This window comes from Pseudomonas sp. T1.Ur (genome assembly GCF_023516725.1).
GTDB classification, from domain to species: Bacteria; Pseudomonadota; Gammaproteobacteria; order Pseudomonadales; family Pseudomonadaceae; genus Aquipseudomonas; species Aquipseudomonas alvandae.
Genome location: NZ_JAMGSN010000001.1, coordinates 3,193,386 through 3,208,806 on the forward strand (window position 1 = coordinate 3,193,386; position 15,421 = coordinate 3,208,806).

A 15,421-nucleotide genomic window follows, 5' to 3' on the forward strand; every position below is an offset into this window, starting at 1 on the left:
CCGATAATGGCCAGTTGACAACGGACAACGACCACCAAATAATCCACGCCATGTTGTACGACGACGTATGACAAATAAAAACAACAAAAACCGTAGGAGCGCCAGAGTGAGCACACGTGCCCGTTTTCCGTCCAATACCCGTTCCAGCCGCCGTACCCTTCTCAGTTCCACCTCTACACTGACCTTGCTCGGCTGCACCAGCCTGGCGGCGTTCCTGCCGTTGACGGCCAGTGCTGCAGGTTTCGTCGATGATGCCAAGGCCACGCTGAACCTGCGCAATGCCTACTTCAACCGCAACTTCGTCAACGACAACGCCACCCAGGGCAAAGCCGAAGAGTGGACCCAGAACTTCATCCTCGACGCCAAGTCCGGCTTCACCCAGGGCGTGGTCGGTTTCGGCGTGGACGTGCTGGGGACCTACTCGATCAAGCTCGACGGCGGCAGAGGCACCGCCGGCACCCAGTTGCTGCCGGTGCATGACGACGGTCGCCCCGCCGATGACTTCGGTCGCCTGGGCGTGGCCCTGAAGGCCAAGGTCTCGAAGACTGAGCTGAAGGTCGGCGAGTGGATGCCGGTGCTGCCGATCCTGCGCTCCGACGACGGTCGTTCCCTGCCCCAGACTTTCCGTGGCGGCCAGGTGACCTCGACCGAAATCAACGGCCTGAGCCTCTATGGCGGCCAGTTCCGCGCCAACAGCCCGCGCAACGACGCAAGCATGGAAGACATGTCGATGAACGGCCGTGGCGCGTTCACTTCCGACCGCTTCAACTTCGGCGGTGGCGAATACGCCTTCAACGAAAAACGCACCCAGGTCGGCGTCTGGTACGCGGAACTGTCCGACATCTACCAGCAACAGTATTTCAACCTGACCCACAGCCAGCCGATCGGCGACTGGACCCTGGGCGCCAACCTCGGTTACTTCACCGGCAAGGAAGACGGCAGCGCACTGGCCGGCGACCTCGACAACAAAACCGCGTTCGCCATGCTTTCCGCCAAATACGGCGGCAACACCTTCTACGTCGGCCTGCAGAAAGTCGGCGGCGATGATGCCTGGATGCGCGTCAACGGCACCAGCGGCGGCACCCTGGCGAACGACAGCTACAACTCCAGCTACGACAACGCCAAGGAAAAATCCTGGCAAGTGCGCCATGACTTCAACTTCGCCGCTGTCGGCGTGCCGGGCCTGACCCTGATGAACCGCTACATCAGCGGCGACAACGTGCACACCGCCACCGTCGATGACGGCAAGGAATGGGGCCGTGAAACCGAACTGGCCTACACCGTGCAGAGCGGCGCGTTGAAAAGCCTGAACGTGAAATGGCGTAACGCTTCGATTCGTCGCGACTTCAGCACCAACGAATTCGACGAGAACCGCATCTTCATCAGCTATCCGATTTCGCTCCTGTAACGCCCAGGAACCTTGCCATGTGCGTCTGCCAGCGCCATGGCAAGCCCCGGCAAGGACGCCGACCTAGAGCGGTTCGTCGATCAAACGTTGACAAGGTAGCGGAAGGATAAGGATATTCCCTCTCGGTCGTACGACAACTTATAACAACTGTACCTCTCACTGTTTGCTCAGGTAATGCCATGACCACGACACAGATTCGCCATCCCTTCAATCGCCTGCTCTTGACCGGCGCCGCCGGCGGCCTTGGCAAAGTCTTGCGCGAACGCCTCAAGCCTTATGCCCGTCACATTCGCCTGTCGGACATCGCCAACATGGCGCCGGCCATCGATGAAAGCGAGGAAGTGGTGCCGTGCGACCTGGCTGATAAGCAGGCCGTGCATCAACTGGTGGAAGGTGTCGATGCCATCCTGCATTTTGGCGGGGTATCGGTTGAACGTCCGTTCGAAGAAATCCTCGGCCCCAACATCAGCGGCGTATTCCATATCTATGAAGCTGCGCGCAAGCACGGCGTCAAACGCGTGATTTTTGCCAGTTCCAACCACGTCATCGGTTTCTACAAACAGGACGAAACCCTCGACGCCCATTGCCTTCGTCGTCCGGATGGCAACTACGGCCTGTCCAAGTCCTACGGCGAAGACGTCGCCAATTTCTATTTCGATCGCTACGGCATCGAAACCGTGAGCATCCGCATCGGCTCGTCGTTCCCGGAACCGCAGAACCGCCGGATGATGAGCACCTGGCTGAGCTTCGACGATCTCACCCAACTGATCGAATGCTCGCTCTACACCCCGAAAGTCGGCCACACCATCGTCTACGGCGTCTCCGCCAACCGTGATGTCTGGTGGGACAACAGCCATGCCGCGCACCTGGGCTACACGCCCAAGGACACGTCGGAAATCTTCCGTGCCAAAGTCGAGGCGCAGCCAATGCCGGCCGCCGATGACCCGGCCATGATCTACCAGGGTGGCGCCTTTGTGGCCGCCGGCCCGTTCGACGACTGATTCGCCTGTTGTTCATGGGATACGAACCAACCAAGGAATCGCCATGCAAGCCGAATTGATTGTCGATGCACGCAACGCCGTCGGGGAAAGCCCGGTATGGGTCCCCGAAGAGAACGCCTTGTACTGGGTGAACATCCCCAGCGGCGGCCTGCAACGCTGGAATGCCAGTAGCGGGAAAATCCAGGGCTGGGAAGCCCCTGAAATGCTCGCCTGCATCGCCCGCCACCAGGACGGCGGCTGGGTCGCGGGCATGGAAAGTGGTTTCTTTCGCCTGCATCCCCATGACGACGGCAGCCTGGACAGCGAGCTGTGCGCCAGCGTCGAGCACAGTCGCACCGACATGCGCCTCAACGATGGCCGTTGCGATCGCCAGGGCCGGTTCTGGGCCGGCAGCATGGTGCTGAACATGGGCGCCAACGCCGACGAAGGCCGGATGTACCGTCATGAGGCCGGGCAACGCAGCCCGGTAGCGGCGCAACTGAGCGGCTTCATCGTGCCCAATGGCCTGGGCTTCAGCCCGGACGGAAGGACGATGTACCTCTCTGATTCGCACCCGCTGATCCAGCAGATCTGGGCCTTCGACTACGACATCGACAGCGGCACCCCGTCCAACCGGCGGCTGTTCGTCGACATGATGCCCCTGGCCGGTCGTCCGGACGGCGCGGCGGTGGACGCCGACGGTTGCTATTGGATCTGCGCCAACGACGCCGGGCTGATTCACCGTTTCACCCCGGACGGACGTCTCGACCGCTCCCTGGAAGTACCGGTGAAAAAACCGACCATGTGCGCCTTTGGCGGCAGCCAGATGGACACCCTTTTTGTGACCTCGATTCGTCCGGGTGACGACAACGATCCACAATCCCTGGCCGGTGGCGTGTTCGCGCTCAACCCCGGCGTCAAGGGCCTGGCTGAACCTGCTTTCGGAGGACGGAAACACTCCGCGAACTGATCTGCTTCACCGCTTCACTGAATGAGCCATAAAAAAAAACAACAAGACTGGAGATTGAGCATGAATTTCAAACGCACACTTCTGATCGCAGCCCTGCCCCTGGCCTTCCTGGCCCAGGCGGCGCATGCCGAACTCACCATGAAGATGGCTGACATCCACCCCAAAGGCTACCCAACCGTCGTTGCCGAGGAGTCCATGGGTAAGGCCCTGGAAGCGCAGAGCAAGGGCGAGCTGAAGTTCAAGTACTTCCCGGGTGGCGTACTGGGTTCTGAAAAAGAAGTCATCGAGCAGATGCAAGCCGGCGCGATCCAGATGTCCCGCGTCAGCCTGGGCATCGTCGGCCCTGTGGTGCCTGACGTGAACGTGTTCAACATGCCATTCATCTTCCGCGACCAGGCGCACATGCGCGCTGTCATCGACGGTGAAGTCGGCGATGCGATCCTCGACCGGATCACCAACTCGGAGTTCGGCCTGGTGGCCCTGGCGTGGATGGACGGTGGTACGCGCAACATCTACACGAAGAATCCCGTGCGCAAGCTCGAAGATCTGAAGGGCATGAAAATCCGTGTCCAAGGCAACCCGATGTTCATCGAGATGATGAACGCCATGGGCGCCAACGGCATCGCCATGGACACCGGCGAAATCTTCAGCGCCCTGCAGACCGGCGTGATCGACGGCGCGGAAAACAACCCGCCGACCCTGCTCGAACACAACCACTACCAGAACGCCAAGTACTACAGCCTGACCGGTCACCTGATCCTGCCCGAGCCGATCGTGATGTCGAAAATCACTTGGAACAAGCTCACGCCGGAACAGCAGGACATGGTGAAAAAAGCCGCCAAGGCGGCCCAGGCTGAAGAACGGGATCTGTGGGACAAGAAGTCCGCCGCCAGTGAAGAAAAACTCAAGGCTGCCGGCGTCGAGTTCATCACGGTCGACAAGAAGCCCTTCTACGACGCCACCGCGCCAGTCCGGGCCAAATACGGTGCGCCGTATGCCGACCTGATCAAGCGCATCGAAGCTGTCCAGTAAGGCCTCTCAATCTGCACTCTTGAAAAGGCTGGGCGCGCCTGCGGTTGAAGGCGCGCCCAGTTACGGTGGAACCCGATGAAGAATTTGCTGCTGCGTATCAACGACACGATTTACATGACTTGCATCTGGGTCGCCGGCCTGTCTGTCCTGGCAGTTTCCCTGATGATTCCCTGGGGTGTGTTTGCCCGCTACGTATTGGGCTCGGGCGCCAGCTGGCCGGAGCCCACCGCCATCCTGCTGATGATGGTATTTACCTTCATCGGTGCTGCCTCCAGCTACCGTTCCGGATCGCACATGGCCGTGGACATGGTCACCAGCCGTTTGCCATCTGAATGGCGAACCGCGGCGTCGATTTTCACCCAGTTATTGATGGCGGCGGTGTGCATATTCATGACCGTCTGGGGCGCCAAGCTGTGCATGACCACTTGGAACCAATTCATAAGCGCCATCCCTACCCTGCGCGTCGGCATCACGTACATGCCGATCCCGGTCGGTGGCTTCCTGACCTTGATTTTCGTCTTGGAAAAACTCTTGCTGGGTGATCAAAGCCAGCGTCGGGTCGTGCAGTTCGACTTGGTTGAAGAAAACGAAGGTGCCGCTTAATGGACGCTCTGATTCTGCTGGGCAGTTTTTTGTTGTTGATCCTGATCGGCATGCCGGTCGCCTACGCCCTGGGCGCTGCCGCCCTGATCGGAGCGTGGTGGATCGACATTCCGTTCCAGGCCATGATGATTCAGGTCGCGGGCGGGGTGAACAAGTTCTCGCTGTTGGCCATTCCGTTCTTCGTCCTGGCCGGCGCGATCATGGCCGAGGGCGGCATGTCCCGTCGCTTGGTGGCCTTCGCCAGCGTGCTGGTAGGTTTCGTGCGCGGTGGCCTGTCCCTGGTCAACCTCGTGGCGTCGAGTTTCTTTGGCGCGATCTCTGGTTCCTCGGTGGCCGACACCGCTTCGGTGGGCTCGGTGCTGATCCCGGAAATGACACGCCGGGGCTACCCGCGTGATTACGCCACCGCTGTCACCGTCAGTGGTTCGGTGCAAGCGCTGCTGACACCGCCAAGCCATAACGCCGTGCTGTACTCGCTGGCAGCAGGCGGCACCGTGTCGATCGGCTCACTGTTCATGGCCGGCATCGTCCCCGGCGTCATGATGAACCTCTGCCTGATGGCGCTGTGCCTGGTCTTCGCGAAAAAGCGCAATTACCCTAAAGGCGAAGTAATTCCGCTCAAAGAAGCATTGAAGATCTGCAAGGAAGCCATGTGGGGCATGATGACCTTGTTCATCATCCTGGGCGGCATCCTCTCGGGTGTGTTCACCGCCACCGAATCGGCCGCGATCGCCGTGGTGTGGGCGTTCTTCGTGACCATGTGCATCTATCGCGACTACAAGTGGAGCGAGTTGCCGAAACTGATGCACCGCACGGTACGCACCATCTCCATCGTGATGATCCTGATCGGCTTCGCCGCCAGCTTCGGCTACATCATGACGCTGATGGAAATCCCGGCGAAGATCACCACCGCATTCCTGACGCTGTCGGACAACCGCTACGTGATCCTGATGTGCATCAACGTGATGTTGCTGCTGCTGGGCACCGTGATGGACATGGCGCCGCTGATCCTGATCCTGACGCCGATCCTGATGCCAGTGATCGTGGGCATCGGCGTGGACCCGGTGCAGTTCGGCATGATCATGCTGGTGAACCTGGGTATCGGCCTGATCACGCCACCGGTGGGTGCGGTGTTGTTCGTCGGCTCCGCCATCGGCAAGGTCAGCATCGAAAGCACCGTCAAGGCCCTGCTGCCGTTCTACGCCATGCTGTTCGTGGTGCTGATGTTGGTGACCTACATCCCTGCCATTTCCCTGTGGCTGCCGCATTTGGTGTTGTAACCCCAACAGTGAGCAAGCCCCCTTGTGGCGAGGGAGCTTGCTCCCGCTGGACTGCGGTAGGAGCTGCCGAAGGCTGCGATCTTTTGATCTTCGCTTGAGACTCAACTGTCTGGGACAGGATCGCAGCCTCGTTGCACTCGGCAGCTCCTACAGTGCAGCCGAGCGGGAGCAAGCTCCCTCGCCACAAAAGCTACCTGCCTCCCCTCCGAACAGAAGCGACTACCATGACGCAGCCTCTCCTGTACCTCGAAGACGAACTCACCCGCCTCACCCTGGCCCCACACCTGGGCGCCAGCCTCGTCGAATGGACCTTGCGCAGCACCGGAGCGCCCCTGTTGCGCCCACCCGCGCCGCAAGCGCTGGAAAACGGCTTGCCAGGCAAACTCGGTTGCTTCCCGCTGATCCCCTGGTCGAACCGCATCGCCCAAGGCGGTTTCGATTGCCCGGGCGGCTGGCTCGCCCTGGAAGCCAACAGCCCCAATGATCCGTTTCCAATCCATGGCAGTGCCTGGCAGCAACCGTGGCAAGTGGCCGAACAGAGTGGCCAGGAAGTCTTGCTGCAACTCGACAGCCAAACCCCGTTCGCCTATTGCGCCAGCCTGCGGATCCGCTTGAGCGGCGGCCAATTGCAAATCGCCCTGCATGTCACGCACATGGCCGAACAAGCCGCGTGGCACGGACTGGGTTTGCATCCGTACTTTCCGCGCACCGCCGGTACCCGCCTGCAAACCCGCGCCAGCGACGTGTGGATGTGCGACGCCGCGAAACTGCCAACGGAACTGAGGGACGTTCCCTCGGAGTGGGATTTTCAGCAACCGCGGCTATTGCCGGACACCCTCGTCGACAACGGCTTCGGTGGCTGGAACGGTCAGTGCCTGATCCAACAACCGGACCTGGGTTATGAACTGGAATGCCGCGCCAGCGGCAGCGACTATTTCCTGTTGTACTGCCCTGTGGGCCTGGATTTTTTCTGCATCGAACCGGTGAGTCATCCGGTCAATGCCCATCACCTGCCTGGACGGCCGGGGTTGCGCTTGCTGGAGCAAGGGCAGTCGATGGCGTTGGGGTTTTCGATGCAGTGTCGAGCGCTTTAGGTGGCACACGATCCCTTGTGGCGAGGGGATTTATCCCCGCTGGCCTGCGAAGCAGGCCCATCCATTATCAAGCCTGGCGTCTGCTTCGCAGCCGAGCGGGGATAAATCCCCTCGCCACAAAAGCTCCGACCAGATCGCTACGCCCGTACCAGCATGAACACCGCCACCCCCAGGCACACCCCGGCAAACCCCACCTGCAACGCCCGCGCCGGCACCTTCGCGGAGAACCGCCGCCCGAGCACCATCCCGACGATGCTCGCCGCAATGAACGCCACCCCGACCCGGTCGATGCTCACCCCAGCATGCAACGCCCCCACCACACCAATCAACGAAATGAGGCTGATGACCATCAAGGAGGTGGCGACGATCCCGCGCATCTGCACGTCGGTGAGTTGCTTGAACGCCGGCACGATCAAGAAGCCGCCGCCCACGCCCAGCAGGCCCGAAACCATGCCCGTCACCGCGCCCAATGCCGACAGCGTGGCGGTGCAGCGCGCGGTCCAGGCCAGGCGGCCGGTCTGGCGATCGAGCATGCAATTCTTCTGGCCCCAACTCGCCGCGCCGTGATCGCTGGGACCGGGCTGCGCGGTTTCCCGACGCAGCATGCGCGCCGCCACCAGCACCATCAGCAGGCTGAACAGAATCATCAGGATTTTTTCCGGAAGCTGGTGGGCGAAATAGATACCCACCGGCGAGAACATTGCGCCCAGCAGCGCAATCAACAGCGCCGCGCGATAACGCACCAGGCCATGGCGAAGCCCATCGATGGCGCCCACCGCCGCCGCGCTGCCCACCGCAAACAAAGCCACCGGAGCAGCCTGGGTCATGCTCCAGCCCAGGCCCAACACCAACGCCGGCACGGCCAGAATCCCGCCGCCCGCGCCCGTCAGGCCAAGGACCAGGCCCATGACCACACCAAAAAAACTTGCCAGTAACATTCCGGTTCTCTCAAGCCGCGCACACCTGTTGGCAGGTGCGATCGCATTTGCAGGACGCCTTGGTCCTCACTAAGCTGCGGACCATATGCCGTAAACCTCAAGCGTAGCAACCGCTTCTTCCCGCACAGGTCCGCTGTCATGCCCGCGCAGATTCAAAGCTTTCTCGATCCCGCTTCAAAGACCTACACCTATGTGGTTTACGAGCACGATGGCGGACAATGCGCAGTGGTCGATCCGGTGCTCGACTACGACCCGGCCTCGGGCCGCAGCGGTACCGCACAAGCAGATCGGGTGATCGCTTTTGTGCGCGAACATCAACTGACGGTGCAATGGCTGCTGGAAACCCACGCCCATGCCGATCACCTGTCCGCCGCGCCTTACCTGCGCCGGGAACTGGGCGGCAAGATCGCCATCGGCGAATCCATCCATCAGGTACAGCGTGTCTTCAAGGCGCTTTTCAACCTCGAACCGCAATTTGCGGTGGACGGTTCACAGTTCGATCACCTTTTTGCACCGGACGAGTCATTCACCATCGGCAACCTCAAGGCCACGGCGCTGCATGTACCGGGGCATACGCCGGCAGACATGGCCTATGTGATCGAAGGCGAACAGATTCTGGTGGGCGATACGCTGTTCATGCCGGATGTAGGCACCGCGCGGTGTGATTTTCCCGGCGGTGATGCGCGTCAGTTGTTTGCGTCAGTCCGCAAGCTGCTGGCGTTCCCGGCGAGCGTAGAACTCTACGTCTGTCATGACTACCCGCCCGAAGGTCGTACCTCGCAGTGCCAGGCCACCGTGGGCAAACAGCGCAAAGACAATATTCACGTGCATGACGGGGTTGATGAGGCAGCCTTTGTCGAACTGCGCACCCAGCGTGATGCGCTTCTGGGAATGCCGACGCTATTGCTGCCGGCGATCCAAGTGAATGTGCGGGCGGGGAATTTGCCCCCGCCCGAGGGAAATGGCGTGACCTATCTGAAAATTCCTATCGACAAGCTTTGACATAAAAAGAATCAATGCGCCGTCCGGAAGAATGGCGAAGCAGGACTATCAACGCTGAGCGCATTAATGTACCAGCGGCAATGCCTCACTTTGCCAGTCGCCAATATCCGAATTGTAGATAAAGGCGTGGGTTTCGCCCTGAAGGATGCTCGAATTCGTACGCGCATATGCATCAGAAAGACGGACTTTTTCAAGCGCCTCGTTGGTTACCAGAATTACGCTTCCATGCGCCGCAGTCGCCGGCAGCGACAGGACCTTTGGACATTGCTCGTTCGCCAGCGTGATCCGTATGAATTTTTCTCCCTCCCCTGGCGCCGGGACAACACCGTCCGCCAACTCGCCAGCGAAGTGGCGCGCCTGCAAACCCCAGCTACGCGTACCTGGCACACTCACTAGTGCTACAACATCGCCTTCGCACAGTTCGACCTCGTCCAAAGGACAATCGCTGGAGCGCATGTCGAGCACACATTCGCGGCTCGACTTCGAAATGATCAACAGTCGGTGCGGCTCGTCATCGAGAATTTCGGGCAACGCAATCATCGGGCTCCACTGATTATCCCTGACCTCGATAATCATGTGCTTAGCGCCAGGCATAACCGCACGGTTCGCCTCCCCAGGGAAACATTTCACGAGATCGGGTATCCCAAGAGACGTGGCGCGGAGGCTATTGGAATAGATAATGTTATCCACCAGACGGTGACGTAACGACCAATCACAATTGATAATGTAATACTTCATGATCGGATGATTGACACTGCCACTCGCAAACCATGACATCAGCTGGCCCGACATGTCCTTAGGCACGTAAAAGGGTAAAACATATCGTGCTGCCTGGATCGATCTCAACTCGCCGGCCGGTTTTGTTTCGTTGCCGACGCGATCGATAAACGCTTTCAATTCCGACTCGCTCGGTGTATTGGAACCGATCCAACGTTGAGTCACCCCCGGCCAAAACAACGGATGCCTCGCACCATTATTATAGGCGATGACGACGTTCTTATATCCCGACAATGCCCACAACTGATTAATGGTCATGTTTTTATAGGTAGGAGAAATAATCGACGTACCCAGCATGGTTATCAACAACTCACAGAATTCAGCATGAATTCCCGCGGTAAAATTGCGAAACTCATGGAAGTCCAAAACCACCACTTCCCGTCGGCGATCCCAACCAGGTCCTGAGTGAAAGTTTTTAACGCCACCGATGATATCGCCAGCAATTGTGCGGCCATTGGTGGTACTGTGGAAAATCATGAATCGCCGTGCATCGCCGGGCGGATACCCGTGGTAGTGATGCACCCTGATGTCCAGCACGCGAATACCCGCATTTAGCTGGTCGTGAGGGGGGACGTCCTGGCAGGTTTCCATACTGGGCGCGGAAGCCGCCTGTTTATCGAAACCAGAGTTATGCGTTCCCGGCAAGATTGCCAGATGGATGGGTAATCTGCGAACACCCGAGTAAGTGCTCATCCAATGGGTACGGTTGTTATTGAACGGTTTACAAACACCGTTTTGCAGACTGCCATTGGGGCACCAGCCGGTGTAGACCTCATTTTCGTCAAACTCCACTGCGGGACCTGGCCCCCCGTCCATGGACTCATTCACCGAGGCGACGTCAGCCTCTTTGTAAGTATCGAAAACCGGCGCCATATAAGGCCTGATGGTACCGTGTTCATCAAGATCACCGGCCCATACACCCTTCGCCTTGGCCAACATAATTTTCTCATCGTGACTCATCATATTATTATTGCTCGCTTAGTGGTTAACTCTTAGACCAAAGAGCGAACAACATATAGTAACGACGGTATAATTCAGCAATGCAATTGTAACTTTAATTGCCCAACACAGAACAAACCTAGATACAACCTAGTTACTTAACATAAGTCCGTCGCGAGGCAACGGCAACGCGGTCTTGTAGCGCACCTGCTTGAGGGCGAAGCTGGAGCGGATGTTCGCCACGCCCGGGACCTTGGTCAGGAAGTCCATCATGAACCGCTCCAGCGACTGGATAGTCGGCACCAACACGCGAATCAAATAATCCGGATCGCCCGCCATCAGGTAGCACTCCATCACCTCAGGCCGGTCTGAGATCGCCTCCTCGAAATGCTGCAACGCCTCTTCCACCTGCTTCTCCAGGCTGACATGGATAAACACGTTGACGTGCAACCCCAGCAGATCGGCATCCAGCAGCGTGACCTGCTCGCGGATCACCCCCAACTCTTCCATGGCCCGGACGCGGTTGAAGCACGGCGTCGGCGATAGATTGACCGAACGGGCGAGATCGGCGTTGGTGATCCGGGCGTTTTCCTGAAGGCTGTTCAGAATGCCGATGTCGGTGCGATCCAATTTACGCATGAGACAAAATTTCCTGTTTTTTATCATTGTGCAGATTTTTTATCTGCAAATGATCTGAACAGCAAGCCAACAGAGAAAAATATTCTTCTTCGTCGAGTCTATGATTGTTGTAGGACAATTTCCCACCTACCCAGGGAAATTCGTCAGCTAGCGCGCCCACTACAAGAAATTCACAAGATCGAGCGTAGAAAGCCATGAACCCAGCGTACGAACCGCTACGCCTGCACGTTCCCGAACCCTCGGGCCGTCCCGGCTGCAAGACCGACTTTTCCTACCTGCATCTGTCCGATGCCGGCACGGTGCGCAAACCCCCCATCGACGTCGAACCCGCCGACACCGCCGACCTGGCCCGCAGCTTGATCCGCGTGCTCGACGACCAGGGCAACGCCTTGGGCGACTGGGCCGCGGACATCCCCGTCGAGATCCTGCGCAAAGGCATGCGCGCCATGCTCAAGACGCGCATCTACGACAACCGCATGGTCGTCGCCCAACGCCAGAAAAAAATGTCGTTCTACATGCAAAGCCTTGGCGAAGAAGCCATCGGCAGCGCCCAGGCCCTGGCCCTGAACATCGACGACATGTGCTTCCCCACCTACCGCCAGCAAAGCATCCTGATGGCCCGCGAAGTGCCGCTGGTGGACCTGATCTGCCAACTGCTGTCCAACGAGCGCGATCCGCTCAAGGGCCGGCAGTTACCGATCATGTACTCGGTCAAGGACGCCGGTTTCTTCACCATTTCCGGCAACCTCGCCACCCAATTCATCCAGGGCGTGGGCTGGGGCATGGCCTCGGCGATCAAGGGCGACACCAAGATTGCTTCGGCCTGGATCGGTGACGGCGCCACCGCCGAATCCGACTTCCATACCGCCCTCACCTTCGCCCACGTTTATCGCGCGCCGGTGATCCTCAACGTGGTCAACAACCAATGGGCGATTTCCACCTTCCAGGCGATCGCCGGCGGTGAAGCCACGACCTTCGCCGGACGCGGCGTCGGTTGCGGCATCGCCTCCCTGCGCGTGGACGGCAACGATTTCATGGCGGTCTACGCCGCCTCGCGCTGGGCCGCCGAACGCGCCCGCCGCAACCTCGGCCCGGCGCTGATCGAATGGGTCACCTACCGCGCCGGCCCGCACTCCACCTCGGACGATCCGTCCAAATATCGCCCCGCCGACGACTGGAGCCACTTCCCCCTGGGCGATCCGATCGCACGGCTCAAGCAGCACATGGTGAAGATCGGCCAGTGGTCCGAAGAGGAACACGCCGCCGTCACCGCCGAACTCGAAGCCGAGGTGATCGCCGCGCAGAAGGAAGCCGAGCAGTACGGCACCCTCGCCGGCGGACAGATTCCAAGCGCCGCGACCATGTTCGAAGACGTCTACAAAGAGATGCCGGAGCACTTGAAGCGCCAGCGTCAGCAGTTGGGGATCTGACATGAACGATCACAACAACAATATTGCGTTGGACACCGCCATGACCACTACCACCATGACCATGATCCAGGCCCTGCGCTCGGCCATGGACGTGATGCTCGAGCGCGACGACAACGTCGTGGTGTTCGGCCAGGACGTCGGTTACTTCGGCGGCGTGTTCCGCTGCACCGAAGGCCTGCAGAACAAGTACGGCACCTCGCGAGTATTCGACGCACCGATTTCCGAAAGCGGCATCGTTGGCGTGGCGGTGGGCATGGGCGCCTACGGGTTGCGGCCGGTGGCCGAGATCCAGTTCGCCGACTACGTCTACCCCGCGTCGGACCAGATCATCTCCGAGGCGGCGCGCCTGCGCTATCGCTCGGCCGGCGAGTTCACCGCGCCGATGACCCTGCGCATGCCGTGCGGCGGCGGCATCTATGGCGGCCAGACCCACAGCCAGAGCATCGAGGCGATGTTCACCCAGGTCTGCGGCCTGCGCACCGTCATGCCGTCCAACCCCTACGACGCCAAGGGCCTGCTGATAGCCTCCATCGAAAACGATGACCCGGTGATCTTCCTCGAACCCAAGCGCCTGTATAACGGCCCGTTCGACGGCCACCACGACCGCCCTGTAACGCCGTGGTCCAAGCATCCGCAGGCACAAGTGCCGGACGGCTACTACACCGTGCCGCTGGACGTCGCCGCCATCACCCGTCCGGGCAAGGACGTGACCATCCTCACCTACGGCACCACGGTCTACGTCTCCCAGGTCGCTGCCGAGGAGACCGGCATCGACGCCGAAGTCATCGACCTGCGCAGCCTCTGGCCGCTGGACCTTGAGACCATCGTCAAATCCGTGAAGAAGACCGGTCGCTGCGTGGTCGTCCACGAAGCCACCCGCACCTGCGGTTTCGGCGCCGAGTTGGTGTCGTTGGTGCAAGAACACTGCTTCCATCACCTGGAAGCGCCCATCGAGCGTGTCACCGGTTGGGACACTCCCTACCCGCATGCGCAGGAGTGGGCGTATTTCCCAGGGCCGTCCCGTGTGGGCGCGGCGTTGAAACGGGTCATGGAGGTCTGAATGGGCACGCACGTTATCAAGATGCCGGACATCGGCGAAGGCATCGCGGAAGTTGAGCTGTCGGTGTGGCACGTCAAGGTCGGCGACATGGTGGTCGAGGATCAGGTATTGGCCGATGTCATGACCGACAAGGCCATGGTGGACATCCCCTCGCCCGTTCACGGCCGGGTCATCGCCCTGGGTGGCGAGCCGGGTGAAGTCATGGCGGTGGGCAGCGAGTTGATCCGCATCGAGGTAGAAGGTGCGGGCAACCTGAAGGAGTCGGCACAACTGGCGGCACCTGTTGCCAAGCCTGAGCCCGTAAGCAAGCCTGAGCCCGTGGCGGAGAAACCTGCGGTGGCGCCTCGTCCCGTCCAAGCGGCGCAGGCTCCGGTGGCCCGAGATCCCGACGAGCGTCCACTGGCCTCGCCGGCCGTGCGCAAGCACGCGTTGGACCTCGGTATCCAGCTTCGCCTGGTCCAGGGCAGCGGCCCTGCCGGGCGGATTCTGCATGAAGACCTCGAAGCCTTTCTGGCCCAGGGTTCGTCGCCACAGGCCAAGGGCGGCTCGGGTTATGCCGAACGCCACGATGAGCAGCAGATCCCGGTGATCGGCATGCGTCGCAAGATCGCCCAGCGCATGCAGGAAGCCACCCAGCGCGCCGCCCATTTCAGCTACGTCGAGGAAATCGACGTCACGGCCCTGGAAGAGCTGCGGGTTCACCTGAATGAAAAACACGGCGCCAGTCGCGGCAAGCTGACCTTGCTGCCATTCCTGGTCCGCGCCCTGGTAGTGGCCCTGCGCGACTTCCCGCAGATGAACGCCCGCTACGACGACGAAGCCCAGGTCATCCATCGCTCCGGCGCGGTGCATGTCGGCGTCGCGACCCAGAGCGACGTCGGCCTGATGGTGCCGGTGGTGCGTCACGCCGAAGCCCGCAGCTTATGGGACAGCGCAGCGGAAATCTCGCGCCTGGCCACGGCTGCCCGCAATGGCAAGGCCAGTCGCGATGAGCTCTCCAGCTCGACCATCACCCTGACCAGCCTCGGCGCGTTGGGCGGGATCGTCAGCACACCGGTGCTGAACCTGCCGGAAGTGGCGATTGTCGGCGTGAACAAGATCGTCGAGCGGCCTGTTGTGATCAAGGGCCAGATCGTGATCCGCAAGATGATGAACCTCTCCAGCTCCTTCGATCACCGGGTGGTCGACGGCATGGACGCAGCGCAATTCATCCAGGCCCTGCGTGGCTTGCTCGAACAACCTGCCACTTTGTTCGTGGACTAATCATCA

At 60.3% G+C, this 15,421-nt stretch carries 14 protein-coding genes; 11 read left to right on the plus strand and 3 right to left on the minus strand.

What is annotated here, in order from left to right:
* Positions 1–106: 106 nt before the first annotated feature.
* The 7 genes from M8Q45_RS14140 to M8Q45_RS14170 all read left to right on the plus strand — a co-directional run bounded on the left by M8Q45_RS14140 (position 107) and on the right by M8Q45_RS14170 (position 7,367).
* Positions 107–1,408 (plus strand): OprD family porin, encoded by a 1,302-nt coding sequence (locus M8Q45_RS14140; RefSeq protein ID WP_249875265.1) that lies wholly within the window; start codon positions 107–109, stop codon positions 1,406–1,408.
* Positions 1,409–1,587: 179 nt separating this feature from the next.
* A complete protein-coding gene (locus M8Q45_RS14145) occupies positions 1,588–2,409 on the plus strand; it encodes an NAD-dependent epimerase/dehydratase family protein (RefSeq protein ID WP_249875266.1) in 822 nt (273 codons plus the stop codon).
* Positions 2,410–2,452: 43 nt separating this feature from the next.
* Entirely contained in the window at positions 2,453–3,358 is a 906-nt protein-coding gene (locus M8Q45_RS14150; RefSeq protein WP_249875267.1) for an SMP-30/gluconolactonase/LRE family protein, read from the plus strand.
* 60 nt (positions 3,359–3,418) lie between these two features.
* On the plus strand, positions 3,419–4,390 hold the full coding sequence (locus M8Q45_RS14155) for a TRAP transporter substrate-binding protein (protein ID WP_249875268.1): 972 nt from the start codon (positions 3,419–3,421) through the stop codon (positions 4,388–4,390).
* A 75-nt stretch (positions 4,391–4,465) separates the two neighbouring features.
* Positions 4,466–4,993: a TRAP transporter small permease gene (locus tag M8Q45_RS14160; RefSeq protein ID WP_198797978.1), complete on the plus strand. Its 528-nt coding sequence runs from the start codon at positions 4,466–4,468 to the stop codon at positions 4,991–4,993.
* Positions 4,993–6,273, plus strand: coding sequence for a TRAP transporter large permease (locus M8Q45_RS14165; RefSeq protein WP_249875269.1), 1,281 nt, complete (start codon positions 4,993–4,995; stop codon positions 6,271–6,273). Before M8Q45_RS14160 ends, M8Q45_RS14165 begins: the two co-directional genes overlap by 1 nt.
* A gap of 224 nt (positions 6,274–6,497) precedes the next feature.
* Positions 6,498–7,367 carry an aldose 1-epimerase gene (locus tag M8Q45_RS14170; protein WP_249875270.1) on the plus strand — a complete coding sequence of 290 codons (870 nt, stop codon included), beginning with the start codon at positions 6,498–6,500 and terminating at the stop codon, positions 7,365–7,367.
* A gap of 137 nt (positions 7,368–7,504) precedes the next feature.
* Here the strand turns inward: M8Q45_RS14170 and M8Q45_RS14175 are convergent, their stop codons facing one another.
* Entirely contained in the window at positions 7,505–8,305 is an 801-nt protein-coding gene (locus M8Q45_RS14175; protein WP_249875271.1) for a sulfite exporter TauE/SafE family protein, read from the minus strand.
* 138 nt (positions 8,306–8,443) lie between these two features.
* Between M8Q45_RS14175 and M8Q45_RS14180 the strand changes: the two genes are divergently transcribed.
* The gene (locus M8Q45_RS14180; RefSeq protein WP_249875272.1) at positions 8,444–9,307 is read left to right on the plus strand and encodes an MBL fold metallo-hydrolase; all 864 of its coding nucleotides are present in this window, start codon (positions 8,444–8,446) and stop codon (positions 9,305–9,307) included.
* Between the two features lie 63 nt (positions 9,308–9,370).
* Here the strand turns inward: M8Q45_RS14180 and M8Q45_RS14185 are convergent, their stop codons facing one another.
* Together M8Q45_RS14185 and bkdR are read right to left on the minus strand one after the other, a co-directional pair.
* Complete coding sequence (locus M8Q45_RS14185) at positions 9,371–11,047, minus strand: phosphatidylinositol-specific phospholipase C domain-containing protein (protein WP_249875273.1); 1,677 nt, start codon at positions 11,045–11,047, stop codon at positions 9,371–9,373.
* Between the two features lie 126 nt (positions 11,048–11,173).
* On the minus strand, positions 11,174–11,662 hold the full coding sequence (gene bkdR / locus M8Q45_RS14190) for a Bkd operon transcriptional regulator BkdR (RefSeq protein WP_249875274.1): 489 nt from the start codon (positions 11,660–11,662) through the stop codon (positions 11,174–11,176).
* 194 nt (positions 11,663–11,856) lie between these two features.
* Between bkdR and M8Q45_RS14195 the strand changes: the two genes are divergently transcribed.
* The 3 genes from M8Q45_RS14195 to M8Q45_RS14205 are packed head-to-tail and all read left to right on the plus strand — an operon-like array spanning position 11,857 to position 15,415.
* On the plus strand, positions 11,857–13,092 hold the full coding sequence (locus tag M8Q45_RS14195; protein WP_030141238.1) for a 3-methyl-2-oxobutanoate dehydrogenase (2-methylpropanoyl-transferring) subunit alpha: 1,236 nt from the start codon (positions 11,857–11,859) through the stop codon (positions 13,090–13,092).
* A gap of 1 nt (position 13,093) precedes the next feature.
* Complete coding sequence (locus M8Q45_RS14200; RefSeq protein WP_030141237.1) at positions 13,094–14,152, plus strand: alpha-ketoacid dehydrogenase subunit beta; 1,059 nt, start codon at positions 13,094–13,096, stop codon at positions 14,150–14,152.
* Positions 14,153–15,415, plus strand: a complete 1,263-nt coding sequence (locus M8Q45_RS14205) for a dihydrolipoamide acetyltransferase family protein (RefSeq protein WP_249875275.1) — start codon at positions 14,153–14,155, stop codon at positions 15,413–15,415.
* Positions 15,416–15,421: the final 6 nt, after the last annotated feature.